Annotated in this window: 19 protein-coding genes; 13 read left to right on the top strand and 6 right to left on the bottom strand. The window is 61.8% G+C overall.

Going from position 1 to position 24,404, the window contains the following annotated elements; genetic code table 11:
* Both gmd and ACOYXG_RS26940 read right to left on the bottom strand, forming a co-directional pair.
* Positions 1-969 carry a GDP-mannose 4,6-dehydratase gene (gene gmd / locus ACOYXG_RS26945; RefSeq protein WP_027610307.1) on the bottom strand — a complete coding sequence of 323 codons (969 nt, stop codon included), beginning with the start codon at positions 967-969 and terminating at the stop codon, positions 1-3.
* Positions 966-1,880 carry a GDP-mannose 4,6-dehydratase gene (locus tag ACOYXG_RS26940; RefSeq protein WP_096795454.1) on the bottom strand — a complete coding sequence of 305 codons (915 nt, stop codon included), beginning with the start codon at positions 1,878-1,880 and terminating at the stop codon, positions 966-968. Before ACOYXG_RS26940 ends, gmd begins: the two co-directional genes overlap by 4 nt.
* Positions 1,881-2,297: 417 nt before the next feature.
* On the opposite strand from ACOYXG_RS26940, the gene ACOYXG_RS26935 reads away from it, so the two are divergent.
* The 6 genes from ACOYXG_RS26935 to ACOYXG_RS26910 are packed head-to-tail and all read left to right on the top strand — an operon-like array spanning position 2,298 to position 10,479.
* Entirely contained in the window at positions 2,298-3,857 is a 1,560-nt protein-coding gene (locus ACOYXG_RS26935) for a glycosyltransferase (RefSeq protein ID WP_460355012.1), read from the top strand.
* Positions 3,851-5,155 (top strand): glycosyltransferase, encoded by a 1,305-nt coding sequence (locus ACOYXG_RS26930; protein WP_460355010.1) that lies wholly within the window; start codon positions 3,851-3,853, stop codon positions 5,153-5,155. Before ACOYXG_RS26935 ends, ACOYXG_RS26930 begins: the two co-directional genes overlap by 7 nt.
* Positions 5,152-6,306: an acyltransferase family protein gene (locus ACOYXG_RS26925; protein WP_460355007.1), complete on the top strand. Its 1,155-nt coding sequence runs from the start codon at positions 5,152-5,154 to the stop codon at positions 6,304-6,306. Before ACOYXG_RS26930 ends, ACOYXG_RS26925 begins: the two co-directional genes overlap by 4 nt.
* Positions 6,300-7,118: a class I SAM-dependent methyltransferase gene (locus ACOYXG_RS26920; protein WP_027610312.1), complete on the top strand. Its 819-nt coding sequence runs from the start codon at positions 6,300-6,302 to the stop codon at positions 7,116-7,118. The genes ACOYXG_RS26925 and ACOYXG_RS26920 overlap by 7 nt, the downstream gene beginning before the upstream one ends.
* A 48-nt stretch (positions 7,119-7,166) precedes the next feature.
* Positions 7,167-8,360, top strand: coding sequence for a DUF3142 domain-containing protein (locus ACOYXG_RS26915; protein ID WP_460355004.1), 1,194 nt, complete (start codon positions 7,167-7,169; stop codon positions 8,358-8,360).
* Positions 8,347-10,479, top strand: a complete 2,133-nt coding sequence (locus ACOYXG_RS26910; protein WP_103367957.1) for a hypothetical protein — start codon at positions 8,347-8,349, stop codon at positions 10,477-10,479. The genes ACOYXG_RS26915 and ACOYXG_RS26910 overlap by 14 nt, the downstream gene beginning before the upstream one ends.
* Here ACOYXG_RS26910 and ACOYXG_RS26905 read toward each other — a convergent pair.
* Positions 10,476-11,105 carry a LysE family translocator gene (locus ACOYXG_RS26905; protein WP_097090246.1) on the bottom strand — a complete coding sequence of 210 codons (630 nt, stop codon included), beginning with the start codon at positions 11,103-11,105 and terminating at the stop codon, positions 10,476-10,478. The two genes, ACOYXG_RS26910 and ACOYXG_RS26905, sit on opposite strands and share 4 nt — an antisense overlap.
* Positions 11,106-11,249: 144 nt before the next feature.
* Here ACOYXG_RS26905 and ACOYXG_RS26900 point away from each other — a divergent pair, with 144 nt between their 5' ends.
* Positions 11,250-11,723 carry an Lrp/AsnC family transcriptional regulator gene (locus ACOYXG_RS26900; RefSeq protein ID WP_027610316.1) on the top strand — a complete coding sequence of 158 codons (474 nt, stop codon included), beginning with the start codon at positions 11,250-11,252 and terminating at the stop codon, positions 11,721-11,723.
* Positions 11,724-11,880: 157 nt separating this feature from the next.
* On the opposite strand, the gene lpdA is transcribed toward ACOYXG_RS26900, so the two are convergent.
* Positions 11,881-13,281 carry a dihydrolipoyl dehydrogenase gene (gene lpdA, locus ACOYXG_RS26895; protein WP_096795446.1) on the bottom strand — a complete coding sequence of 467 codons (1,401 nt, stop codon included), beginning with the start codon at positions 13,279-13,281 and terminating at the stop codon, positions 11,881-11,883.
* A gap of 210 nt (positions 13,282-13,491) precedes the next feature.
* Between lpdA and hflK (ACOYXG_RS26890) the strand changes: the two genes are divergently transcribed.
* From hflK (ACOYXG_RS26890) to cfaB, 5 genes are all read left to right on the top strand, one after another.
* On the top strand, positions 13,492-15,456 hold the full coding sequence (gene hflK / locus ACOYXG_RS26890; RefSeq protein ID WP_460358561.1) for a protease modulator HflK: 1,965 nt from the start codon (positions 13,492-13,494) through the stop codon (positions 15,454-15,456).
* Positions 15,453-16,499 carry a protease modulator HflC gene (gene hflC, locus ACOYXG_RS26885; RefSeq protein ID WP_460354997.1) on the top strand — a complete coding sequence of 349 codons (1,047 nt, stop codon included), beginning with the start codon at positions 15,453-15,455 and terminating at the stop codon, positions 16,497-16,499. The genes hflK (ACOYXG_RS26890) and hflC overlap by 4 nt, the downstream gene beginning before the upstream one ends.
* Positions 16,496-17,557 carry a protease modulator HflK gene (gene hflK / locus ACOYXG_RS26880; RefSeq protein ID WP_460354994.1) on the top strand — a complete coding sequence of 354 codons (1,062 nt, stop codon included), beginning with the start codon at positions 16,496-16,498 and terminating at the stop codon, positions 17,555-17,557. Before hflC ends, hflK (ACOYXG_RS26880) begins: the two co-directional genes overlap by 4 nt.
* The gene (locus ACOYXG_RS26875; protein ID WP_460354991.1) at positions 17,554-19,461 is read left to right on the top strand and encodes a heavy metal translocating P-type ATPase; all 1,908 of its coding nucleotides are present in this window, start codon (positions 17,554-17,556) and stop codon (positions 19,459-19,461) included. Before hflK (ACOYXG_RS26880) ends, ACOYXG_RS26875 begins: the two co-directional genes overlap by 4 nt.
* A 211-nt stretch (positions 19,462-19,672) precedes the next feature.
* On the top strand, positions 19,673-20,860 hold the full coding sequence (gene cfaB / locus ACOYXG_RS26870) for a C17 cyclopropane fatty acid synthase CfaB (protein WP_460354988.1): 1,188 nt from the start codon (positions 19,673-19,675) through the stop codon (positions 20,858-20,860).
* Between the two features lie 38 nt (positions 20,861-20,898).
* Here the strand turns inward: cfaB and cls are convergent, their stop codons facing one another.
* Positions 20,899-22,338 carry a cardiolipin synthase gene (gene cls / locus ACOYXG_RS26865; protein WP_027610323.1) on the bottom strand — a complete coding sequence of 480 codons (1,440 nt, stop codon included), beginning with the start codon at positions 22,336-22,338 and terminating at the stop codon, positions 20,899-20,901.
* A 131-nt stretch (positions 22,339-22,469) separates the two neighbouring features.
* Between cls and ACOYXG_RS26860 the strand changes: the two genes are divergently transcribed.
* On the top strand, positions 22,470-22,988 hold the full coding sequence (locus ACOYXG_RS26860; protein ID WP_027610324.1) for a DUF3617 domain-containing protein: 519 nt from the start codon (positions 22,470-22,472) through the stop codon (positions 22,986-22,988).
* An 82-nt stretch (positions 22,989-23,070) separates the two neighbouring features.
* On the opposite strand, the gene ACOYXG_RS26855 is transcribed toward ACOYXG_RS26860, so the two are convergent.
* Complete coding sequence (locus ACOYXG_RS26855) at positions 23,071-24,402, bottom strand: dihydroorotase (protein ID WP_183783338.1); 1,332 nt, start codon at positions 24,400-24,402, stop codon at positions 23,071-23,073.
* Positions 24,403-24,404 lie beyond the last annotated feature (2 nt).

Raw genomic sequence — 24,404 nt, 5'->3', positions numbered from 1 at the left:
CTACTCCTTGGCGACGCGTTTCATATCCGCATCCATCATCATGCGGATCAGGGTGTCCAGGTCGGTTTTCGGTTTCCAGCCCAGCACACGCTGCGCCTTGGCCGGGTTGCCGAGCAGCACTTCGACTTCGGCCGGGCGGAAGAACGCCGGGTCGATCTTCACGTAGTCGCGGTAGTTCAGGCCGACGTGATCGAAGGCGATGCGGCACATCTCGCGCACGGTGGTGGTGACGCCAGTGGCGACCACGAAATCGTCAGGCTTGTCCTGTTGCAGCATCAGCCACATGGCTTCGACGTAGTCGCCGGCAAAGCCCCAGTCGCGCTTGGCGTCGATGTTGCCCAGGGCCAGTTCCTGCTGCTTGCCCTGTTTGATGCGGGCGGCGGCGTCGGTGACCTTGCGGGTGACGAACTCGATGCCGCGCAGCGGCGACTCGTGGTTGAAGAGGATGCCGCTGCTGGCGTGCAGGTCGAAACTTTCACGGTAGTTGACGGTGATCCAGTGACCGTAGAGTTTGGCCACGCCGTAGGGGCTGCGCGGATAGAACGGGGTGTTCTCGTCCTGTTGTTCGGCCTGAATCAGACCGAACATTTCGCTGGTGGAGGCCTGATAGAAACGTGTGTGCGGGCTGAACTGGCGGATCGCTTCGAGCAAGTGGGTGACGCCCAGGCCATCGACGATGCCGGTGGTCACCGGCTGATTCCAGGAAGCGGCAACGAAGCTTTGTGCAGCGAGGTTGTAGACCTCGTCCGGCGCCGACTGAATGACTGCACGTTGTACCGAGCAGGCATCGGCCATGTCACCGTCCAGGTAGACGATGTCGCCTTCGACGCCCATCTCGCGCAAGCGCCAGCGCGAATCGCTGCTACGGCGTGCTACCAGGCCGTGAACCTTGTAACCCTTGTCGAGCAGCAACCTGGCCAGATATGCGCCGTCCTGGCCGGTGATCCCCGTGATCAGTGCACTTTTCATTGTTGTTTTACTCGCTGCTCCCAGTCGGACAGGATCGCCCGCAGGGATTGTTGTGTGGTGATTGCCGGTGCCCAGCCCGTGGTCTGGACCAGCTTTGCGTGACTGCCGCAAACGCGACGCTGATCGGCGCGCCGCATGCGTGCCGGATCCTGCACCAGTTGCACTTCGACCTGCGCCAGATCGCCCAACTGCTCGATCAGACTGCGGATGCTTTGTTCGCGGCCCGAGCAGATGTTGTAGACCTGCCCGGGTGTGCCTTTTTCCAGAAGGGCGAAATAAGCCGCGATCACATCGCCGACATCGAGGAAGTCGCGCGTGACGTCAATGTCGCCGACTTCCAGTCGTGCTGCCTGCAAGCCTTGCTTGATGCGGTTGATCTGGCGTGCGGCGCTGGCGATGACGAAGCTGTCTTTCTGTCCGGCGCCGATATGGTTGAACGGCCGCGCCACCAGCACCGGCCAGCCCTCACTCAGGCCCCATTGCAGGCTGAGAAACTCGGCCGAGAGCTTGCTCACCGCATAGGGGTTGCGCGGGCAGGGCGGTTGCAGTTCGGTGATGGGCAGGGCGCTCTCGTCGACTTGCCCATAGACGTCGCCAGAGCTGACATACAGGAAGGTCCCCCGAAATCCGCGGGCCTTGAGGGCCTGCAACAGATTGAGGGTACCCAGCAGATTGATCTCGAGCGTACGGGCCGGGTCACGGAAGGCTTCGGGAACGAAGGTCTGACCAGCGAGGTGAATCACCGCGTCGGGCAATTGTGGCCACAGGTCGACGAGGCTCGCCGCTGACGTGAGATCGTAGGGTGCGATGGCAGGCAGCAGTTCCCACGTCGAGTCAGACTGGGACAGACGCGACTGGATATGTTGTCCCACGAACCCACTGAGGCCCGTGACGAACAGACGCTTTTTCAAACAGCGACCCCTTGGTCTTTAACATTCGCCACTTTCCCACAGGCTTTGAGGGGAAGTCTGTCAGGCCGCATGAAAAAGGCCGACAGGACGACAGGCGAAGTCGTTGTTGTAGTTGTTTGTTACCAATCTGTGCCAAATGCTTGGCAATTTCAACAGTGCAAACCGTGACTGGTCAGTTCTCGTCAGAGTAGACGGATTTATTCTCGCCGGGCGGTTCACGAATCCGCGACGGATGTGTTTAGAATGCCCCTCGTCGCGTTCAACAGGGGTTGTTCAGCCCCAGTCAGACCGACCACTAAAAACAAGAACAAAGACGGGCTGGAAGATGCAGGACGAGTGTCGGCATGCCGACCACGATTCAGCGCTTCGCCGTCATGGATTGAAGCAGCCGGGATGGCGGCTTCATCGTGGGATGCCATGAACTTCATTCTTTACTCGGACGTCAACGACCGTTCCATCAGCCAGAGTCTCGGACGTCCCGAATACAGTTACTACTTCGTGCTCAAGGCCTATCGCCCGGTGCTGGAAAGCCTTGGGCGGGTGCATGTGGTGTCCGCCATCACCGAGGTTGATCCGCTCTTTCGCCAATTGAGCGAGGTGGGCGAAGACAGCCTGTTTCTCTCCTTCACCCCGCCGCAAAATACGCCGACCGATCTTGAGTGTCCGACCCTGTGTGTGGTTGCCTGGGAGTTCGATTCGATCCCGGACGAGATCTGGGACAACGATCCGCGCCACGACTGGACGCAGATGCTGGCCCGACAAGGGCGGGTGATTACTCTGTCCAGCCATACTGCCCGGGCGATTCGCCGGGCGCTGGGCGAGGACTTTCCGGTACTGGTGTTGCCGACACCGTTGTGGGAGAACTTTGCGGCGATTCGTCAGCAGCAAGTTCCGGCGCCGGTCAATCCAGGCACGCCGCTGGCGATCAAGGGCTGCACTTTCGACAGCCGTACGCTGGCGCTCTCAGCCGATGACCTGCTGCCCAAACCACTGACCGCCGAGCAACTGGCCGCGATCGAGGCACAGCGACCTCCTCCGCTGACCTTCAAACGGCGCCTGGTCATCGCCCGGCACTACCTGCGCCAGTGGCGCCTGGATGCAGGCCGCGAACAGCAACAGCCGCGGGTGAAGTTTCTGCATCACTGGTATTGGGAGGGACTGCGTGATCTTTTCTCACGCAGGGCGCATGCCTGGCTGGAGCGACAGCTGCCGAGTATCGCCGGTCCACAGGCGGTGGCAGTGGTCGAACCGCCGCCGCTGGATCTGCCGGACACCACGTCGGTGGTCGACACCACGGTCGACGGTGTGGTCTACGTCACCGTATTCAACCCCAAAGATGGCCGCAAGAACTGGCATCAACTGATCACCGCGTTTTGCTGGGCGTTTCGGGAAACGGCCGATGCGACGCTGGTATTGAAAATCACCCAGAACGACCTGGCGTCTTACTACAGCGAATTAATGACGCTGTTGGCGCAGCTCTCACCCTTTGCCTGCAGGGTGGTGGTGATGCACGGTTATCTGGATGACGCCCAGTACACCCGGCTTTACGCCGCTGCCAGTTACTACGTCAACGCCTCGCGCTGTGAGGGCCTGTGTCTGCCGTTGATGGAGTTCATGTCCAGTGGCAAACCGGTAATCGCCCCGGACCACACGGCCATGGAAGACTACATCGACGACAGCGTCGCCTTCGTGATCAAGTCCAGCGAAGAACCCGCCATCTGGCCGCAGGACTCGCGGCTGATTTACCGCACCCTGCGCCACCGCCCGGATTGGGCTTCGCTGAAACAAGCCTACGAGGACAGCTACCGCATGGCCAAAGACCAGCCGGAGCGGTACCGGCAGATGTCGGCGGCAGTGGTCGAGCGCATGCATGACTACTGCGCTTTTGCCCCCGTGCAAACGCGCATGGCGGAATTTTTCGGGCTTGCACCGCATCCCGCCAATGCTGCGTCAGTGACGGAAAACGCCTCATGCTGATCATCATTCATTCGGAAACCAACCAGCACACCATTGCACAGAATCTGGGGCGCTCGGAGTACAGCTATTACTTCGTGCTCAAGGAATATCGCCCGGTACTCGAGCGTCTCGGACGCGTGGTGGAAGTGGCCGATCCGCTGACCGAAGTCGACGCGCTTTACGAGGAATGCCGGGCCAGTGGCGAGCCGTGCGTCTTCCTGTCGTTCTCGCCGCCCCATCGCACGCCGGTACACCTGATGTGTCCGACTTTGCCGGTGTTTGCGTGGGAGTTCAGCACCATCCCCAATGAGCCGTTTGCCGGTGAGCCGCGCAACGACTGGCGCACGGTGCTGCAGGCTTGCGGAGCGGCGATCACCCATTCCAGCTACACCGTTAACGCGGTGCGCGAGGCAATGGACAGCGATTACCCGATCGTCGCGGTGCCTGCGCCGGTATGGGATCGCTTTGCCGCCCGCGGTGCGCCGTTGCAGGGCCAGTCACCGAATGGACCGGTACGGTTGAAGATCAAGGGATTGGTGGCCGACAGTCGCAAACTTGACTTGAACGCATTCGCCCCCCGGCCTTTGCGCACGGGCAAGGGACTCGATTTCCATGCGCCGGTCAGGGAGCAGGAGTTGCTGCTCGACGGCGTGGTCTACACCTCAGTGTTCAATCCCGGCGATGGGCGCAAGAACTGGGAGGACATGCTCAGTGCATTCTGCGTGACGTTCCGCGAGGTCGAGGACGCAACGCTCGTGCTGAAACTGACGCACCACGATGCCGAAGAAGCGCTGAGCGACATCCTCCACCACCTGTACAAGAATCAGTCCTACCGCTGCCGGATCGTGCTGATCTACGGCTACCTCGCGGACGCCGATTATGAGCGCCTGGTGCAGGCGACCCGCTATGTGGTCAACACGTCCTACGGCGAGGGCCAGTGCCTGCCGTTGATGGAATTCATGTCCTGCGGCAAACCGGCGGTGGCGCCGCGTACGACGGCAATGATCGATTACCTGAGTGCCGACAACGCCTTTCTGATCGACTCCACCGACGAGCTCACGGCCTGGCCGCATGACCCGCGCAAGGCCTTCCGCACCCTGCGTTATGTGACCAACTGGACGTCGTTGTGCACGGCCTATCGCGCCAGCTATGCGGTCGCCAAAGACGATCCGCAACGTTATGCACAGATGGCCGCTCAGGCGGTGAGCAGCCTGCAGGATTTCTGCAGTCAGGCAGTGGCCGAGCAGCGGTTGCAGGTGTTTCTGGGGCAGTTGTTCGAACGCCGGTTCGCCTCAGACCCCGAGATGCGCGGGGCATGAACAGCAAACGGATCATGGACATCGAGGTACTGCGCGCGATCGCGGTGCTCGGTGTGCTGTTTCATCACCTGCAGGGCAGCCTGTTCACCGACACCGTGCCGCTGCTGCAAACAGTCCACCATTGGGCGCAGTCCTGGTGGGGCGTCGACCTGTTTTTTGCGATCTCCGGATTTGTCATCGCCCGCAGCCTGATCCCCGCTCTGCAAGGCTGCACGAGCCGTCGGCAGTGCTGGGAGCAGACACGCAATTTCTGGCTGCGCCGGGCCTTTCGTTTATTGCCCTCGGCCTGGCTGTGGCTGGCGCTGATGTTGCTGGCCTGTGTCTTGCTCAATCGCTCAGGTGCGTTCGGCACGCTGCACGCCAACCTGCAGGCAACGCTGGCCGGGGTGTTGCAGTACGCCAATTTCCGTTTTGCCGACAGTTTCTTTCAATACGAATACGGCAGCAGTTTCGTCTACTGGAGCCTGGCGCTGGAGGAGCAGTTCTACTTGCTGTTCCCGCTGCTGATTGTCGTGTGTCGCCGACATCTGGTCTGGGTATTGCTGGCGCTGGTCGCGGTGCAACTGTTCACGTTGCGCACGCCCTTGCTGATGGTGGTGCGCACCGATGCCCTGGCCCTCGGCGTATTGCTGGCGATGTGGAGCGCGCAGCCAGGTTATTCCCGTTGGGAACCGAGGTTCCTGCGGCGGCCGTGGGCCGGCGTTTCGGTACTGACTGTGCTGGCGTTGCTGCTGAGTTACATGGCCACCGACCGCTTCACGTTCGCCTCTTACCGCATCGGCTCGATCGCCGTGCTCAGCGCGCTGCTGGTGTGGATTGCCTCGTACAACCGCGATTACCTGCTGCCGCGCGGAAGGTTGCAACGGCTGATGGCGTGGATCGGCAGCCGTTCCTACGGCATCTACCTGATCCATATTCCGGCCTATCTGCTGGTCCGTGAATTGATCTTCCGCTTCCAGGACGCGGGGCTGCCCAGTCCGGCCGGGCACCCGATTCTCACGGTGCTGATCGCCGGCGGTCTGATCGCGCTGCTCAGCGAATTGAATTACCGATTCATCGAAATGCCGATGCGCAATCGCGGCGCTGCGCTGGTGCGCCGCCTCGGTACGTCGCGAACCGCCGTCCCATCCTCTGGAGCTACCTCATGCTGAGCCTTTTGAAGAAACTCACGGCAACGTCTCCCGCACCGGTTGCTGTGCCATCTGCCGCCGACAAGGTTGATCCGTACATGCTCGGCCTGTACGACGCAAAGCTCAGTGGCTGGTTCAATCAGGAGACCGACGAGCTGTTCACAGGCTTTCGGGTGAGCGCCGATGACACGTTGCTCGATGTCGGCTGTGGCGACGGCGGTAATGTGCACTTCTGCGGCATGCGCGGGGCGAAGATCATCATTGCCGACATCGACGCGGCCAAAGTCGAGGCCACCCGCCAGCGTCTGAGCGATACCCCGGCACGCAGCGTCGAATGCCACGTGACCGACTGCAACCCGCTGCCGATTGCCGATGCCACCGCCACCCGCGTGGTCTCCACCGAAGTCATCGAGCATGTCGACGATCCGGCGCAATTTCTCGCCGAACTGGTGCGGGTCGGCAAGCCGGGAGCGCTGTACCTGCTGAGCGTGCCGCATCCCAGCTCGGAAGATTTGCAGAAAGACATTGCCTCGCCGGATTATTTCCAGAAACCCAACCACATTCGCATCATCAGCGAAGAGCAGTTCAAGGCGATGGTCAGTGACGCCGGGCTGGAGATCATCAGCCACAGTCAATACGGCTTTTACTGGTCGATGTGGATGCTGTTGTTCTGGGAAGCCAAGGTCGAATTCAGTAACCCCGATCACCCGTTGCTCGAGCATTGGGCCAATACCTGGCAAGCGGTGCTCGATTCGCCCCGTGGTGCACAGATCAAGCAGGCGCTGGACGCGGTGGTGGCGAAGAGTCAGGTGATCATTGCCCGCAAGCCCTGAGTGCTTTTGTGTACCCTTGCAGCCTGATGTCTCAGGGATCTGCAAGGTATGCGCGTTATCGTCGGGTTGTCGGCCATGCTGGCGGTGTTGTTGCTCTGTGCTTGTGAACGACAGGACGCAGCGCCACTCGATCAGCAACTCTACGTCTGGCAACGCCAATGGACGTCCGCCCATGAGCTCGCGCTGAAAGACAGCCGCAGCGACTTTTCGACCCTGCGCGTGTTGGCCTTGCAGGTATTCCCCAGTGACGGCTGGCATCGGGCGCGGATCGATGCGCCGTTGCTCAAGCACGATGGCCGGCCTCTGATCGCGGTGATTCGTCTCGACGGTCAGCTCAAAAGTCTGGATCAGTCGCAGGTCACGGCGCAGATTCTTCAGGTTGTCGCCGACTGGCAGGCGCAGGGACTGACCCTGAGTGGCGTCGAGATTGATCATGACGCGGGTAATGCGCGTCTGCCGGAATACATCGAGTTCCTCACACATCTGCGTTCCGCGTTGCCCGCATCGTTGCCGCTGAGCATCACCGCGCTGCCGGCGTGGCTCGGCAGTTCACAGCTGCCGGCGTTGTTGGCCACAGTCGACAGCAGCGTGCTGCAGGTGCACGCCGTCAGCGATCCGCGACGCGGCTTGTTCGACCCCGAGCAGGCTCGGCGCTGGGCCAGCGCCTGGGGCAAAATCAGCAGCAAATCGTTCTATCTGGCGCTGCCGGCCTATGGCGTGGCGCTGCTGCCGGATGCCGACGGTGCCCCGGTGGTGGAAAGCGAAGTACCGATCGAACGTGAAGGGCAACGCCGGGAACTGCTCGCCGATCCGTTGCAACTGAGCCGACTTGCAAAAGCGCTGCGCGAGGACCCGCCGGAACATCTGGCCGGGCTGATCTGGTTTCGCCTGCCGCTGGCCAATGATCGTCGGGCCTGGAGCCTGACCACGTTGCGCGCCGTGGCCCGCGGCGATGCGTTGAGCAGCCAACTCGGTCTGGCGTTCAGCGACCACGCTGGCCTGCAGGACATCGCCCTGCGCAATGTCGGAAACCTCGACAGTGCCTGGCCCGCACGGATCATCGTCAAGGCCAGCGCTTGCGAAGGCGCCGATGCGCTCGCCGGTTACTCGTTGCAACAGAGCGCGGATCTGCTTACCTTCACCCGCCTGCGCGACGGTCGTTTGCCGGCGGGTGGACAACGCGCCATCGGTTGGGCGCGCTGTGCATTTATTGATCAAGGAGGTTCGCATGTTGACCCGTAACTGGCCCCGCCATCTGCTCTGCCTGAGCCTCAGCCTGCCGCTGGGTTCGGCGTTGGCCTGCGGCCCGGACTTCCCGATGCGCCTGCTCGACAATCGCGGGCAAACCCTGGCCGATTTTCCGGAGGGCAACTTCAACTTCGAGATCAGCCGCCTCGGCAAGACCATTGCCGGGCTGAAGAACGTCACCGCTGCGACGCACAATCCCGACGACATGTACGGCGACGCAAGCGAGCCTGCTGCGCTGCGCGAAAAAGCCGAGCAGGTCGGTCTGAGCGCCGAACAACAGGCGCTGGTCAAGCAACTGCGTGGCCTGAGCGATGCGCGTCAGGTCGAGGCGCAGGGCGCCAGCCTGCCAGCGGAAATTCGCTTGTACGTGGCCGGCGCGGTGGCGTTTGCCACTGGCGATCATCCGCTGGCGATCGAATACTTCAACAAAGTGCTGGCACTGCCGGCCGATCAGCGCCCGCTGCGCAGCACCTGGGCGGCGTATTCCCTGGGCCGTGCCTGGTTTGCCACGAGTGCCGAGGCGGGCGATGTCATCGAAGTGCTGGAGGACGCACGTGGGGCCTTCCGTCAGGCTCGACAACTGAGCATCGATGGCTTCAGTGATCCGCTGGAACTCGGTGTGGCCAGCCTCGGTGAAGAGGCGCGGGTGCTGCGCAACGCCGGCGACTGGAACGGCGCCATCGAACTGTATGAAGCGCAGAACCTGCACGGTTCGGCCGTGGGTTACACCTCGCTGAAACAACTGATGAATGAGCTGGCCGAACTGCCCGAGCCGCAACTGGCCAAGTTGCTGGAGCGCAAAGCCGTGCAGCAACTGGTTACCGCTTCGTTGATCAGCCGCATGGGTTGGTCATTCGACGAGCAACCGCCGAATGAGAAGAAACTCATCAAGCTGCTGCAGGACAGCACCCGTGGCAGCCTGGAAAACGCCGATCGGCTGGCGGCGATGAACTATCAACAGGGTGATTACGCCAGCGCCAAGGCCTTCCTTGAAAACGCCGGTGACGGCGGATTGGCGTGGTGGCTGCGGGCCAAGCTGGCAGTGCGTGACGGCGATAAAAATGCCGCGGCTGCCGCCTATGCCAAAGCCGCGCAGGCGTTCCCGCAGAGCGAAGATTGGGGCTACCGGCGCACCCCTGACTGGGACTTCGAAACCGTCCAGCCGAAATGCCGGGTCGAGGGCGAAAGTGCGATTCTGGCGCTGCAACGTGGCGAATACCTGCAAGCGTTTGTGCAGTTGTATCGCAGCAACAGCATTTACTGGTTCGACGCGGCGACGGTGGCCGAGCGCGTGCTGACGGTCGATGAGCTCAAACGCTATGTCGATGACAACGTGCCGGCGCCCCCAGCGCTGACCCAGCAGCAGCGCGACAACTACGTGCCGCTGCCGGTCGCCGCCAGCCTGCGCAATCTGCTGGGGCGACGCTTGCTGCGTGAAGGGCATTACGAGGAAGCGGTCGGCTATTTCGACAATCCCGATCTGCAGCACAAGGCCCGTCTGTACGGCGAGCAACGGATGAAGGCTGACGCTGCGTGGTGGCCGAGCAAACGCGCCAGTGCCTTGTACAACGCGGCGTGGACCGCGCGTGAATGGGGCATGGACATTCTCGGCTACGAGATGGCGCCGGACTACGCCACGTTTGGCGGCAACTACAGCCTGGAAAACACCGAGCTGAAGGTCGGGCCGCTGGTGGCCGAGGCTGAAGTGCAGCGCCAGAAGGCTAGTGAAGCGCAGCCGGATGAGCGTTATCACTACCGTTTTGTCGCCACCGCGCTGGCCAGTCGGGCCGCGGATAATTTGCCGCACACCAGTCAGGCGTTTGCGGCGGTGTTGTGTAACGCTGCGGGTTTCAACAGCAGCCTGGAAGAGCAGAGCGCGCTGTATCGACGCTACGTCAATGAAGGCCCGTACGTGCCGTGGGCGGTGGACTTCGGTAATCAGTGCCCCTATCCGGATTTCGAAAACGCCGACAAGCGTTACGTCACCCAAGTGACCGACGCTGTGCGCAATTCGTTGCGTCCGTACAAGTGGCCGGTGGTCGGTGTCCTGCTGTTAATCAGTGCTGGCGTGCTGGTGTTGTTCAGTCGTCGGCGCAAGTCCCGCAAACCCTAGGCCTGCTGGATAAACGTCAGGCGTACGGCGAAGCCGATCAGCAGGCTGCCGAACAGCCATTGCTGAACGCGTTGGGCGGTTGGACTGTGTTGCAGCCAACGGCCCAGCGCCGCGCCGGTCAGGGCATAGGCACTGTCGAACAGCAGCCCGATGCCCACCAGCAACGCGCCGAGGGTGGCAAACTGGGTCAGCACTGCTGCGCCGTCATTGACGATGAATTGTGGCAACAGCACCGAGCAGAACAGCAAGGCCTTGGGATTGAGCAGATTGGTCAGCAGGCCACGGCGAATCGCCTCGCGCCATTGTCCTTGGGTGTCAGTCACGGCAGCCGTATTCAGGTTCGGCAGCAAGCTGCTGCGCAAGCATTGAATGCCGATCCACAGCAAGTACGCCGCACCGGCCAGGCGCACCAGATCAAACGTCCACGGCGCCGCCTTGAACAGCGCCGCCAGACCCAATGCCGCCAATGCCACGTGACAGCCCCGGGCGATCGCCAGGCCAACGGCGGTTGCCAGCGCCGCACCGCGACCCTGGCGGGCACCGGTTTGCAGCAACAGAATCATGTCCGGGCCGGGCAACAGGAAGACCACCGCCAATGCCAGAAAAAACAGCCAGAAACTCGTCATGTCGCAGCCCTTTCGTTATCGATTCGGTGAGCAAAGTCTATGGCGCAAGGGCGGGGCAGGTGCTTGCGAAGTCAACTTCAAAAACCCTTGGGATTGGCATAACCTGCTTTCTTTTTGTGCCTTGACCAGCAGGATCTGCCAAACATGAAACTTGACGCTTTTGATCGCAAGATTCTCGCTGCCTTGCAGCGCAACGGACGGCTGAGCAATGTCGAGCTGGCGGACGAGATCGGCCTGTCGGCGTCACCTTGCTTGCGCCGGGTGCGGATGCTGGAGGAGGCCGGGGTGATTCGTGGCTACCAGGCCAACCTCGATCGCGATGAAGTGGGACTGGGGCTGACGGTGTTTGTCGGCGTCAAGGTCGAGCGCCACAACGATGAGCAGGCCGAAGTCTTTTACGCGGCAGTCACCGCCCTGCCGGAGGTGATCTCGGCGTTTCTGGTATCGGGGGAGTCGGACTTTCTGTTGCAGGTGGTGGTGCCGGATTTGCGCGCATACGACCGTTTTCTCAGCGGCTGCCTGCTGAAGCTGCCGGGGGTGAGTGACATTCGCAGCAACTTTGCGATTCACACGGTGAAGACGCCGGGGGCGTTGCCGTTGGGGCATCTGCCGCTGTAGAGCGGGTTGCTCCCACATTCGACCGCAATCCTCCAGCAGGAACACGGTCAACTGTGGGAGCTGGCTTGCCAGCGATAGCGGTGTGTCAGCGACCGCAACGGTTAAAGGACTGACGCCATCGCTGGCAAGCCAGCTCCCACAGGGTTCGGGTGACCATCTACATCTGCGTCGCCATCCCCTCGACATTCATCGCCGCCTGACGCAGCGCCTCGGAGCGGGTCGGGTGCGGATGGCAAGTCAGCGCGATATCTTCGGCAGACGCACTGAACTCCATGGCCACGCAGTATTCACCGATCATTTCACTGACGCTCGGTCCGACCAGGTGCACGCCGAGGATCTCGTCCGTGCGTTCGTCGGCGAGGACTTTGGCGAAGCCTTCGGTCTCATGGTTGATCTTGGCCCGGCTGTTGGCGGTGAACGGAAACTTGCCGACCTTGTAAGCGCGCCCTTCAGCCTTGAGCTGCTCTTCGGTCTTGCCGACGCTGGCCAGCTCGGGCCGGGTGTAGATGACGTTGGGAATCAAGTCGTAATTGACCTCGCCGGCCTTGCCGACGATCTGTTCCACGCAGGCCATCGCTTCGTCTTCGGCCTTATGTGCAAGCATCGGGCCGGATGTCACGTCGCCGATCACCCACACGCCGGTTGCCTCGGTACGGTGCTGGCGGTTGGCGAGCATGCCGCGCTTGTCGGTGCTCAGGCCGACGTTCTCCAGGCCCAGGCCTTTGGTGTACGGGCGCCGGCCGATCGCGACCAGCACGTAGTCGGCTTCCAGTAACTCGGCGCTGCCACCGGCGGCGGGTTCGACGCTGAGCTGCACACCGTTGACCGAGGGGGTGGCGCTGGTGACCTTCGAGCTCAATTTGAAGCTGATGCCTTGCTTGCTCAGCGCACGCTGCAGGGTTTTGCCGGCCTCGCCATCAACACCCGGGCAGATGCGGTCGAGGTATTCGACCACGGTCACCTGGGCGCCGAGACGCCGCCAGACCGAGCCCAGTTCCAGGCCGATCACCCCCGCGCCGATGACCACCAGATGCTTGGGCACTTCACCCAGCGACAGCGCGCCGGTGGAGTCGAGGATGCGTTGATTGTCGATCTCGACGCCGGGCAGGGGCGTGGGTTCGGAGCCGGTGGCGATGATGATGTCCTTGGCGCTCAATTCGGTCTTGTTGCCTTGATCGTCGGTCACGCTGACTTTGCCCGGGCCATCGATGTGGCCCCAGCCCTTGATCCAGTCGACCTTGTTCTTGCGAAACAGAAACTCGATGCCTTTGGTCAGGCCGCTCACGCTTTCGTCTTTCTGTTTCATCATTTGCGCGAGGTTGAGCGTGGGTTTGACCTCGATCCCGAGGTTGGCGAATTCCGCACCCATGGCCGCGTCGTACAGCTCCGAAGCATGCAGCAAGGCCTTCGACGGCATGCAACCGACGTTCAGGCAGGTGCCGCCGAGGGTGGCGCGGCCTTCCACGCAGGCTGCCTTCAGGCCCAGCTGGCCGGCGCGGATCGCCGCGTTATAACCACCGGGGCCGCCGCCCAGAATGACCACGTCGTAGTTGCTCATGCTGTTGTTCCTCGTTGGGGATGCGGATCGCTAAAAGTAGCCGGTCGATAAAATTACGAACGTAATATGTGCGTTTCCGGACATTTCGGTCAAGGCTTCAGGCAAGCGACAGGTTGCGCATCTTTAGATAAGCGAATTTGTGTACGAATATTTCACGCTTTTCGTTATATCGTAACGATAAGACCGGTGAATCAATGGCTTTGGGGTGATATGCAAGTCGATCTGAATGTCGATGGCACGCAAGTGACCGGGTTGCCGCGCTTTCAACAAGCGTCCACGCAGGGGCGACGTTTGCGTCGTCTGGCCATCGGTCTCGGCGCATTGGCCGGGGCAGGGTGGGTGCTGGCGATGTTTGTCGGGTTGTTTGCCGCGCAATCGATATGGCCGGCATTGCTGGTGAATCTGGGCGCGGCGTTGCTGGTGCTGGTCGCCGGCCTGCAGTCGGCGTGGTGGTTGACGCAATGGCGTGCAGGGGTGATTGACCCGCCGATATCGGTGGCGCTGACCGAGGAGCTGAAGCCAGTAGCGCCGGATGGCTGGTACGAACGGCTGCTGGAGCGGTTGAGTCAGTGCGGCCTGCACCTGCTCGGTCAGATTGGCGCGACCACGTTGTGGCTGGGCGGCTGGTCAGTACTGGTGGTGCTCGCCGTCGGGCAGGTGTGGAATCTGGCATTGCCTGCCGCTGCGGTCGGGTTATCGGCCACGGTGGGCGCGGCGCTGATGTTGCTGCTGGGTTTCGGCCTGCTGGTGCTGGAGCGGCAACTGGCTCAGGAGAGTCCGGCGCAATGGCCGGAAGCCGGGTCCCTCGCGCAACTGGCGCGAGTGGCGATCATCAGCCTGGTGCTGGGCGCGTTGTGCCTGCTGTTCGCCAGCGAGGCGTCGGTGTGGCCAGTACGGCTTGCGGTGTTGATCGGGATCTTGCCGGCATTCGTCGCGATCGAGTTGCTATTGCGCGCATTTCTATCGGTGTTCAGCCCTCGACGCGAGCAGCTCGAACCGACCCTGCTGGCGCGCAGTTTTGTTGCCGATATGCTGCGCTGGCCACCGCAGCCGTTGCTCGCCTTGCAGCATGAATTGCACAACCGTTTCGGCATCGATCTGCGCCAGATCTGGGCGTTCAGCTATATGCGCCGGGCCTTCCTGCCGGTACTGGCGCTGGTCGCTGCGGTCGGCTGGTTGCTGACCGGTATCCACGAAATCCCGCTGCAAGGGCGCGGTATCTACGAGCGCTTCGGCAAGCCGGTGCAAGTGTTCGGTCCGGGATTGCACGCCGGTCTGCCGTGGCCGTTGGGCCGTGTATTGAGCGTCGAGAACGGCGTGGTGCACGAGTTGGCAACCAGCGTCGGCGATGCTCCGGCGCCGACACAGGCTGACCCCGCCGAAGGCCCGGCGCCGATGACCGCCAACCGCTTGTGGGATGCCAGCCACGTCAACGACAAATCCCAGGTGATCGCCAGCAGCCGTGGCGATCAGCAGAGCTTTCAGATCGTCAACATGGACGTGCGCTTCGTTTATCGCATTGGTCTGCGTGATCAGGATGCCTTGGCCGCCACTTACAACAACGCTGATGTGCCGACGCTGATTCGCAGCACCGCGAGCCGGATTCTGGTGCACGATTTTGCCTCGCGCACCCTCGACGGTTTGCTCGGCGCTGACCGGGTAGGGCTGGGCGAAGAAATCGGCCGCGCAGTGCAAGGTGATCTACAGAAACTCGACAGCGGTGTGGAGATTCTCGCCACCGTGGTCGAAGCGATTCACCCGCCAGCCGGTGCCGCCAACGCTTATCACGGCGTGCAAGCCGCGCAGATCGGCGCGCAGGCGTTGATCTCCCGTGAGCGCGGTGCTGCGGCAGAGGCGAGTAACCAGGCGCAGTTGCAGGCCAGTCTCGCCCGCGATCAGGCGAGTGCCAGCGCCCGTGAAATCAACGCCACCGCGCAGGCGGCGGATCTGAAATTCAAGGCTGAGCAGAAAGCCTATTCCAGCGCTGGCCAGGCGTTCGTGCTTGAGCAATATCTGAATCAGCTCAGCCTGGGTCTGAACAAGGCCAAATTGTTAATACTCGACCACCGTTTAGGCGGCAGCAGCAATGCGCCGACCATCGATCTGCGTACGTTTACGCTGCCGGCTGATCCGACGCCTGCGCGCACCACCGCTCAACCAGGAGTTGCCCCTTGAGCCAGTCGCACTCTCACGATTCCCATGACCACAGCGGCCACGATCATGGCCACGCCGGGCATCACCATCATCATGGGCATCATCACCATCACCACGGAGCGCCGGAAGAGGCGGGGCCGCTCCCGTGGCGGCGCATGGGCTGGGCGCTGTTGCTGGTGGGGTTTGCCATCGCGGCGGCAAGCCTGGTTCAGGTGCGCTCGGGCGAGGCCACCGTCATCACCCGTTTCGGTAATCCGTCGCGGGTGCTGCTTGAGCCGGGTTTGAGCTGGCGCTGGCCGGCGCCGTTCGAAGCGGCGATCCCGGTGGATCTGCGCCTGCGTACCACCTCGAGTGGTTTGCAGGATGTCGGCACCCGCGACGGTTTGCGCATCATCGTTCAGGCCTACGTGGCGTGGCAGGTGCAGGGCGACCCGGACAATGTGCAGCGTTTCATGCGCGCGGTGCAGAACCAGCCGGACGAAGCGGCGCGGCAGATTCGCACCTTTGTCGGTTCGGCGCTGGAAACCACCGCCAGCAGTATCGACCTGGCGGATCTGGTGAATACCGATGCCAGCAAAGTGCGTATCGCCGATTTCGAAGCGCAACTGCGTCAGCAGATCGACCAGCAGTTGCTGGCCACCTACGGCGTGCGTGTGGTTCAGGTGGGCATCGAACGCCTGACCTTGCCTTCGGTCACGCTCACGGCCACGGTTGATCGGATGCGCGCCGAGCGTGAAACAATCGCCACCGAACGCACCGCCATCGGCAAGCGAGAAGCCGCGCAGATCCGTTCTGCGGCCGAGCGCGATGCGCGAATTGTCCAGGCCGATGCCACGGTGAAGGCCGCAGAAATCGAAGCACAGTCGCGGGTCGAAGCCGCGCAAATCTACGGCCGTGCCTATGCTGGCTCGCCGCAGCTGTACAACCTGCTGCGCTCACTCGATACCCTTGGCACCATCGTTACGCCGGACACCAAGCTGATCCTGCGCACCGACGCCGCGCCATTCCGCGTGCTGGTGGACGGCCCGCCGACTGTTGAAAACAAATCCGGATCGCAGCCATGAGTGATGAAGTTCCACGTGGAACACATTCGTTGAGCAGTCCGTGGATTCAGGCCGGACGCCTGGCGTTTTTCGCCTTATATGCGGTAACGGTATTGGCTGCGTTGGCGTGGGCGTTTTCCAACGTGCGGCAGATTGATCCGCAAAATCGCGCGGTGGTCTTGCACTTTGGCGCACTGCAACGCCTCCAGAATGCCGGGCTGTTGCTGGCCTGGCCGCAGCCGTTCGAGCAGGTGGTTTTGCTGCCGGCAGCGGATCGGGTCATCGAGCGCCGAGTGGAAAACCTGCTGCGTAGCAGTGAGGCGATCAAGGCTGATCGTGTAGCAACCTTCGCCACGCCACTGAGCGATGCACTGGCCGGTTCCGGCTATTTACTGACCGGCGACGCCGGCGTGGTGCAACTGGATGTGCGGGTGTTTTACAAAGTCAGCGATCCCTATGACTTCGTGCTGCAGGGTGATCATGTGCTGCCAGCACTGGATCGGCTGGTCACCCGCAGCGCTGTGGCCCTGACCGCCGCACGGGATCTGGATACGATTCTGGTCGCTCGGCCGGAGTTGATCGGCGCCGACAATCAAGCGGCTGAACGTCGTGAGCGACTGCGCGGTGATCTGGTGCAAGGCATCAACAAGCGCTTGGCTGAATTGAAGACGAGCGGGCAGGGCATCGGCATCGAAGTGGCGCGGGTCGACGTTCAGTCGAGTCTGCCGGATCCGGCGGTCAGTGCTTTTAATGCGGTACTGACCGCCAGTCAGCAAGCCGACAAAGCCGTCGCCAATGCACGCACCGAGGCGGAAAAACTCACCCAGACTGCGAATGAGCAAGCCGACCGTACTCTGCAAGTGGCCCATGCTCAGGCCGGCGAACGGCTGGCAAAAGCCTCTGCCGACACTGCCACGGTGATGAGCCTGGCCAAGGCGCAACAACAGGGCACCGACCCGCAGATGCTCCTGCGTCTGTACCGCGAACGCATGCCGAAAATTCTTGGTCAGGCCGGGTCAGTGACCACGGTCGATCCGAAAGACGATTCCCGCCTGATCATTCAGGGAGCCAGTAAATGACTGCGACCACCGCTGCACCGAGCCTGTTGTCCTCGGCCGAACAGCGCCGCGCTGCGCGCCAATTGACTTTGGCAATGCTCGCCTTGGGCTTGCTCGGCCTCGGTTTGATCTGGCGCTGGGTGGTGCCGGAGCAAACTGGTGTCAGTCAGTTGCTGCTGGGTTTCGCCTCCTTATTAGTAGCGGTGCCGGTGATGCGCTCTGCTTGGTACAGCTTGCGTTATCCGAGCCTGCACGGCATCACCGATCAACTGATTGCTTTGGCGATGCTCGGTGCGTGGGCGACTGGCGATCTGCTGACCGCCGCGTTGCTGCCGATCATCATGATCTTCGGCCACGTGCTGGAAGAGCGCAGCGTGATCGGTTCGCAGGAAGCGATCCACGCCCTCGGCCAATTGACCCGCAGCCACGCCCGCAAGATTCAAGCGGACGGCTTGATCATTGAAGTCGACAACGGCACCCTCCAACCCGGTGACACGGTCGAGGTGCGCGCCGGGGATCGTGTGCCCGCGGATGGTCGGGTGTTGTTCGGCCAAGCCAGCCTCGACACGGCGTCGATTACCGGCGAGTCGGTGCCAGTGGAAACGGCAGTGGGCATGACGGTGTTTGGCGGCGCGATCAACCTCGATGGCTTGCTGCGCATTGAGGTGACCCGCACCGGTGATCAATCGACGCTGGGCAAAGTCATCGCGCTGATGCAGAACGCCGAGCGTTCGAAGCCGCCGATCACCCGTCTGCTTGAACGCTATGCCGGCAGCTACATGGTGCTGGTGTTGCTGTTGGCGGCGGTGACCTGGTTTGTCACCCATGACGCGCAAGCGATGCTCGCGGTGCTGGTAGCCGCATGTCCTTGCGCTTTGGTGCTGTCGGCACCGGCCACGGCAATTGCCGGAGTGGCGGTGGCGGCGCGCCATGGCATTCTAATTCGCAGTTCGGCGTTTCTTGAGGAGTTGGCAGATCTCACTTCACTGGTGGTCGACAAGACCGGCACGCTGACTTACGGCACCTTGCGTTTGCAATCGATCAGCAGCCCGCGTCTGGATCAGGCCTCGGTGATGGCGCTGGCCGCCAGTCTCGGTGCGGCCAGCAGTCATCCTGTCAGCCGGGCGTTGGCGGGGCTGGTCAGTCAGGAGCAGAGCCTGCCGCTGACGGACATTCACGAGCGTCAGGGCCTCGGGGTCGTGGCCATGACCGCGCAAGGCGAGGCGGCGCTGGGACGTCCCGAACTGTTCGCGCAACTGGGCATCGTCACTACCATCGTTCCCGAGCACGACGGGCCGATTGCCGGATTGGCACTGAACGGCGAATTTGTCGCCTGGCTGTTGCTGGCCGACAGCGTCAAACCAGAAGCGCGCTTTGCCCTCGCTGAATTGCGCGAACTGGGGCTAGGTCGCCAGTTGCTGTTGACCGGCGACCGCCAGAGTGTTGCGCAGACCCTGTCCCGCGAGGTCGGCCTGCAAGAGGTGGAAGCGCAGGCGCTGCCTGAGGACAAGCTCAACCGCGTGCTCAAGGAAATCGACAACGGTTTCCGGCCGATGGTGGTGGGCGACGGCATCAATGATTCGCTGGCGCTCAAGGCCGGGGTGGTGGGTGTGGCGATGGGCGCCGGCGGTGCCGACATCGCGCTGGCCTCGGCGGATATCGTGTTGATCGGCAGTGATTTGCGGCGCCTCGGCACCTGTGTGCGACTCAGTCGCCAGTGCCGCCGGACCTTGCAGGTCAACGTGATCATCGGTCTGGGCTGGACCCTGGCGATCGTGGTGTTTGCGGCATTCGGCTGGCTCGGCGCGGCCGGAGCGATGATCGCCGCGCTGCTGCACAACCTCAGCACGCTGCTGGTGTTGGGCAATGCCGGACGGCTGCTGCGGTTTCAGGAGCCATTGCTCAAGCTCAAGGATGATCACTGAAGTGAGTTTCAGCGAACTGTGCGCCGAATAGGCAGTCATCTATGGAGAGGGCGCACACTTCACGCCGTTACCTGGGCTAAAGCAGTAGTGGGTGCATGACGGCATGTAGGAGCGCCTGGAACGATAGTCTCGGCTAATTAAATCGATAGCCTGCTATTTTTCAAGGATGGTCTACCCTCAGATCTGACGTCTGAAACAAGGGGGATTTTCCATGCTCGCGCAACTTCCACCGGCCTTACAGAATCTGCAGCTTCCGCTTCGCTTGCGACTCTGGGATGGCCATGAGTTTAACCTGGGGCCGACGCCCAGCGTCACCATTGTGGTCAAGGACCCGACGATGGTCACCCAGTTCACCCATCCGAGTCTCGACGCGCTGGGGGCGGCGTTTGTCGAAGGCAGGCTGGAACTGGAGGGCTCGATCAGCGAGGTCATCCGGGTCTGCGACGAATTGAGCAGCGCCTTGCTCGATGAAGACGAAAGCGCGCAGCCAGTGCGTGCGGTGCACGACAAGGAAACCGACGCCAAAGCCATTTCCTATCACTATGACCTGTCCAACGCGTTCTATCAGCTGTGGCTGGACAGCGACATGGCGTATTCCTGCGCGTATTTCGAAACCGGCAGCGAAACTCTGGAACAGGCACAGCAGGCCAAGTTCCGACATCTGTGCCGCAAGCTGCGTTTGCAGCCGGGCGATTACCTGCTGGATGTCGGTTGCGGCTGGGGTGGTCTGGCGCGTTACGCGGCACGTGAATTCGGCGCCAAAGTGTTCGGCATCACCTTGAGCAAGGAACAGCTGGAACTGGCCCGGGAGCGGGTCAAGACCGAGGGCCTGGAAGATCAGGTTGAGCTGCAATTGCTCGACTACCGCGATCTGCCGCAGGACGGGCGTTTCGACAAGGTAGTCAGCGTCGGCATGTTCGAACACGTCGGTCACGCCAACCTCGCCGAGTACTGCAAGGTCCTGTTCGGCGCGGTGAAGGAGGGCGGTCTGGTGATGAACCACGGCATCACCGCCAAACACACCGACGGCCGTCCGGTGGGACGCGGTGCTGGCGACTTCATCGAGAAATACGTGTTCCCCAACGGTGAGCTGCCGCACCTGGCGATGATCTCGGCCGAGATCAGCGAAGCCGGGCTGGAGATTGTCGACGTCGAAAGCCTGCGTCTGCATTACGCGCGCACGCTGGATCACTGGAGCGAGCGGCTGGAGGACAACCTCGAAGCGGCCGGGAAACTGGTACCGGATCAGGCATTGCGCATCTGGCGGCTGTATCTGGCCGGGTGTGCCTATGCGTTCGCGCGTGGCTGGATCAACCTGCACCAGATTCTTGCGGTGAAAGCGCATCCGGATGGCAGCCATGAACTGCCTTGGACCCGTGACGACATTTATCACCCCTGAGGCTTGACGACCGTTCGCTCGTTCGAGCGAGCGGCCGGTCAAAGAATCGGTGAAATAAGCCGGGCGATCCGCATGCCGAGCTGTTGCAGGCGGTGGATCTCCCGGCTTTCTTCTTTGGCGACTTCATAAGCCTGCTCGAAATCATCGTTGAGCATGCGTTCCACGTGGGCGGCGAATTCGCTGTCGACGGTCAGCAGCATCACTTCGAAATTCAGCCGGAACGAACGGTTGTCCAGATTGGCGCTGCCGATGGCGCTGATTTCGCTGTCGATCAGCACCACTTTCTGATGCAGGAACCCCGGCTCGTAGCGGAATACCCGTACGCCGGCGCGTACTGCTTCGAACGCGTAGAGACTGGAAGCAGCGTAGACGATGCGGTGATCAGGGCGTGAGGGCAGCAGCAGGCGCACGTCGACGCCGCGCAGCACCGCCAGGCGCAACGCGGCGAACACGGCTTCATCGGGAATGAAGTAGGGGCTGGTGATCCACACTCGTTCCGTCGCCGCGTGGATGGCTTCGACGAAGAACAGTGAACAGGTTTCGTAGGCATCCGCCGGGCCGCTCGCCAGCAATTGGCAGAGCACGCCATCTTCCGGGTAGACATCCGGCAGGATCAGCGGTGGCAACGTCCGTGCTGCCCAGAACCAGTCCTCGGCAAACGACTCCTGCATGCAGGCCACCACCGGCCCGCGCACCTGAACATGGGTATCGCGCCACGGCGCCAGGGGCGGTTTCTCGCCCATGTATTCATCGCCGACGTTATGCCCGCCGACGAAACCGAGTACGCCATCGACCACGACGATTTTGCGGTGGTTGCGGAAATTCACCTGGAAGCGATTGAGCCAGCCGCTGCGTGTGGCGAAGGCTTTGACCTCGACACCGCCATCGCGCAGCGCCTGCACATAACTGTGGGGCAGGGCGTGGCTGCCGATGCGGTCGTAGAGCAGATGAATTGCCACACCTTCCGCGGCCTTCTTCAGTAACAGGTCGCGCAGGCGCTGCCCGAGGCGGTCGTCATGAATGATGAAAAACTGCACCAGTACGGCTTCGCGCGCTTGATCGATGGCGTGGAAGATCGCCTCGAAGGTCGCGTGGCCATTCACCAGCAGTTGCACTTGGTTGTTCGCCAGGCACGGCATGCGCCCCAGTTTGGGCATGGCGCGCAGCGAGGCGTAGGCCTTCGAGGCGCGAGCGGTGAGGGCTTCTTCGACCCATGGGCGCCAGTTCAACTCGGAGATCGCCTGACGCATCTGTTCGTTGGCTTGACGCCGCGCCTTGATATAGCCGTCGAAGGTGCTGCGACCGAAAACCAGATAAGGGATGAGCGTCAGGTAGGGAATGAAAATAAGCGACAATGCCCAGGCGATCGAGCCTTGGGCGGTGCGTACGGTCAGCACCGCATGGATCGCGGCGATCAAGCCGAGGCTATGTATCAGGGCGATCAGATAACCGAAAATGTGCGGTCCAAAATAATCCATGGGGCAGCCTTGCTCCTGAAGACTCAATGCGTAACAGACCATGTTCCGAGGCGAATGTCGCTATTTAATTGGTGCATGAACCGAAGCAATCGGCCGACGTCTAACGGCCACTACTGATCAGGAGTTTTTCGATGAACGTTCGTCTGCTGGGTTTGGCGCTGGGCCTGGGTTTGGCAATGCCGGTGGTTGCGCAGGCGCAAATGCTGCAGCCGGGGCTATGGGAAATGACCTCAAGCAACGTCAAGGTCGATGACCAGCCCATGGATGTGCAATCGATCCTTGGCCAGTTGCAAGGCCAGATGACCCCGCAACAGCGCGCGGCGCTGGAGAAGAACGGCATCAACATCGGCGGCAAGGGCATTCGTGCCTGCCTGACGCCGCAGCAAGTGGCGACCAACGATATTCCGCTGGCCGATCCGCAATCGGGCTGCAAACAGCAGATCACCGAGCGCACCGGCAACCAGTGGAAATTCCGCTTCAGCTGCCCGAAAGCGCAAGGCACCGGGGTTGCCACGTTCCTCAGTGATCGTGAGTTCACCACGGTGGCCAACGGCACGTTCAACGCCATCGGGATCAACCAGAAGGGCAGTCTGGAAACCCGTGCGGTGTGGCTGGGTCAGGATTGCGGCACCGTGAAGCCAAGAGCTTAAAAGCTTCGCGAGCAAGCCCGCTCCCACAGGGGACAGCACAATCCTTGTGGGAGCGGGCTTGCTCGCGAAGGCGTCTTGGTTGTCACCGCATGAATCGCAGCGCCAGCCCCTGACATCCTTCGTTGATACGCTGCTCTCGCCAGGCAATCTGCCCCGACACCAACGTGGTATTCACCCGATAGCGAAAAGTCTTGTCAGCAAACGGCGTCCACCCGCATTGCGACAGAATCGGTTGCCGCGACACTTCAAGAGCCACAGGCTCAACCAGCACCAGATCCGCCCAATACCCCTCGCGCAAATAACCTCGATCCGGAATCGCAAACAGATCCGCCACCCGATGGCTGGTCTTCGCCACCAACGTGGTGATCGGCAGCACGCCATCGGCCACCAGCTCCAGCAGTGCCGGCAAAGCGTGTTGCACCAGCGGTAAACCGGACGGCGCATCGGCATACGGGCGCTGTTTTTCTGCCCAGGTATGTGGCGCGTGATCGCTGCCGATCACATCCAGTCGATTGCTCAACAAGGCCTGACGGAGCGCGTCTCGGTCGGCTTGTGTCTTGATCGCCGGGTTGCATTTGATCAGGTTGCCGAGGGCCGGATAGTCGCGGTCATCGAATAGCAGATGATGAAGGCAGACTTCGGCCGTGATGTGTTTCTGGGCGAGCGGCTTGTCCTCGAACAACTCGAGTTCGCGAGCGGTGGTCAGATGCAAAACGTGCAGGCGGGTGCCGTGACGTCTGGCCAGTTCCACTGCCAACGAAGAGGAGCGGTAGCAAGCCTCGGCATCGCGAATCAGTGCATGGATATTCGCGGGCAGGTGTTCGCCAAGACGTTCGCGCAGACGTGTTGCATTGGCCTCGATGCTCGGCGTGTGTTCGCAATGCGCCAGCAGTATCGTCGGCACTTCGGCGAATAAACGCTCAAGCGTTCTCGGATCGTCCACCAACATATTGCCGGTGGAGGCACCCATGAACACTTTGACCCCGGCCACTTCGCAGGGGTTGAGCGCGGCGACGGTGTCGAGGTTGTCCTGGCTCACGCCAAAGTGAAAGCCGTAGTTGGCCACGGAGTTAATTGCCGCCCGACGCTTTTTATCCGCCATTGCTTCGAGGGTGAGGGTGGGCGGCTGGGTGTTGGGCATGTCCATGAAACTGGTGATGCCGCCCGCCACCGCTGCGCGCGACTCGGTGTGGATGCAGCCCTTGGCCGGCGCCCCCGGCTCGCGAAAATGCACCTGGTCATCAATCATCCCCGGCAACAGCCATTGGCCATTGGCGTCGATTTCCACACGGGCATTTTCACCGTCGATGCTGCGCGCGATCTTGACGATGCGGCCATGGCTGACCAGCAGATCACCGTCGAACTCGCGTCCTTCATTGACCAGTCTGGCGTTGCGAATCAGCACGCTGCTCATGA

The organism is Pseudomonas sp. G3-39, assembly GCF_054790485.1.
The sequence above is the reverse complement of the archived record's forward strand: the minus strand, read 5'-3'. Positions and strand labels throughout refer to the sequence as shown.

What these genes read in the sequence shown, in the direction of transcription:
- ACOYXG_RS26860 (WP_027610324.1), top strand. Translation starts at nt 22,470, where the DNA reads ATGAACGTTCGTCTGCTGGGTTTGGCGCTGGGCCTGGGTTTGGCAATG.
- gmd (WP_027610307.1), bottom strand. Translation starts at nt 969, where the DNA reads ATGAAAAGTGCACTGATCACGGGGATCACCGGCCAGGACGGCGCATAT.
- lpdA (WP_096795446.1), bottom strand. Translation starts at nt 13,281, where the DNA reads ATGAGCAACTACGACGTGGTCATTCTGGGCGGCGGCCCCGGTGGTTAT.
- ACOYXG_RS26930 (WP_460355010.1), top strand. Translation starts at nt 3,851, where the DNA reads ATGCTGATCATCATTCATTCGGAAACCAACCAGCACACCATTGCACAG.
- ACOYXG_RS26925 (WP_460355007.1), top strand. Translation starts at nt 5,152, where the DNA reads ATGAACAGCAAACGGATCATGGACATCGAGGTACTGCGCGCGATCGCG.
- ACOYXG_RS26905 (WP_097090246.1), bottom strand. Translation starts at nt 11,105, where the DNA reads ATGACGAGTTTCTGGCTGTTTTTTCTGGCATTGGCGGTGGTCTTCCTG.
- ACOYXG_RS26935 (WP_460355012.1), top strand. Translation starts at nt 2,298, where the DNA reads ATGAACTTCATTCTTTACTCGGACGTCAACGACCGTTCCATCAGCCAG.
- hflK (WP_460354994.1), top strand. Translation starts at nt 16,496, where the DNA reads ATGAGTGATGAAGTTCCACGTGGAACACATTCGTTGAGCAGTCCGTGG.
- ACOYXG_RS26875 (WP_460354991.1), top strand. Translation starts at nt 17,554, where the DNA reads ATGACTGCGACCACCGCTGCACCGAGCCTGTTGTCCTCGGCCGAACAG.
- hflK (WP_460358561.1), top strand. Translation starts at nt 13,492, where the DNA reads ATGCAAGTCGATCTGAATGTCGATGGCACGCAAGTGACCGGGTTGCCG.
- ACOYXG_RS26855 (WP_183783338.1), bottom strand. Translation starts at nt 24,402, where the DNA reads ATGAGCAGCGTGCTGATTCGCAACGCCAGACTGGTCAATGAAGGACGC.
- ACOYXG_RS26915 (WP_460355004.1), top strand. Translation starts at nt 7,167, where the DNA reads ATGCGCGTTATCGTCGGGTTGTCGGCCATGCTGGCGGTGTTGTTGCTC.
- ACOYXG_RS26920 (WP_027610312.1), top strand. Translation starts at nt 6,300, where the DNA reads ATGCTGAGCCTTTTGAAGAAACTCACGGCAACGTCTCCCGCACCGGTT.
- cfaB (WP_460354988.1), top strand. Translation starts at nt 19,673, where the DNA reads ATGCTCGCGCAACTTCCACCGGCCTTACAGAATCTGCAGCTTCCGCTT.
- ACOYXG_RS26910 (WP_103367957.1), top strand. Translation starts at nt 8,347, where the DNA reads ATGTTGACCCGTAACTGGCCCCGCCATCTGCTCTGCCTGAGCCTCAGC.
- cls (WP_027610323.1), bottom strand. Translation starts at nt 22,338, where the DNA reads ATGGATTATTTTGGACCGCACATTTTCGGTTATCTGATCGCCCTGATA.
- ACOYXG_RS26900 (WP_027610316.1), top strand. Translation starts at nt 11,250, where the DNA reads ATGAAACTTGACGCTTTTGATCGCAAGATTCTCGCTGCCTTGCAGCGC.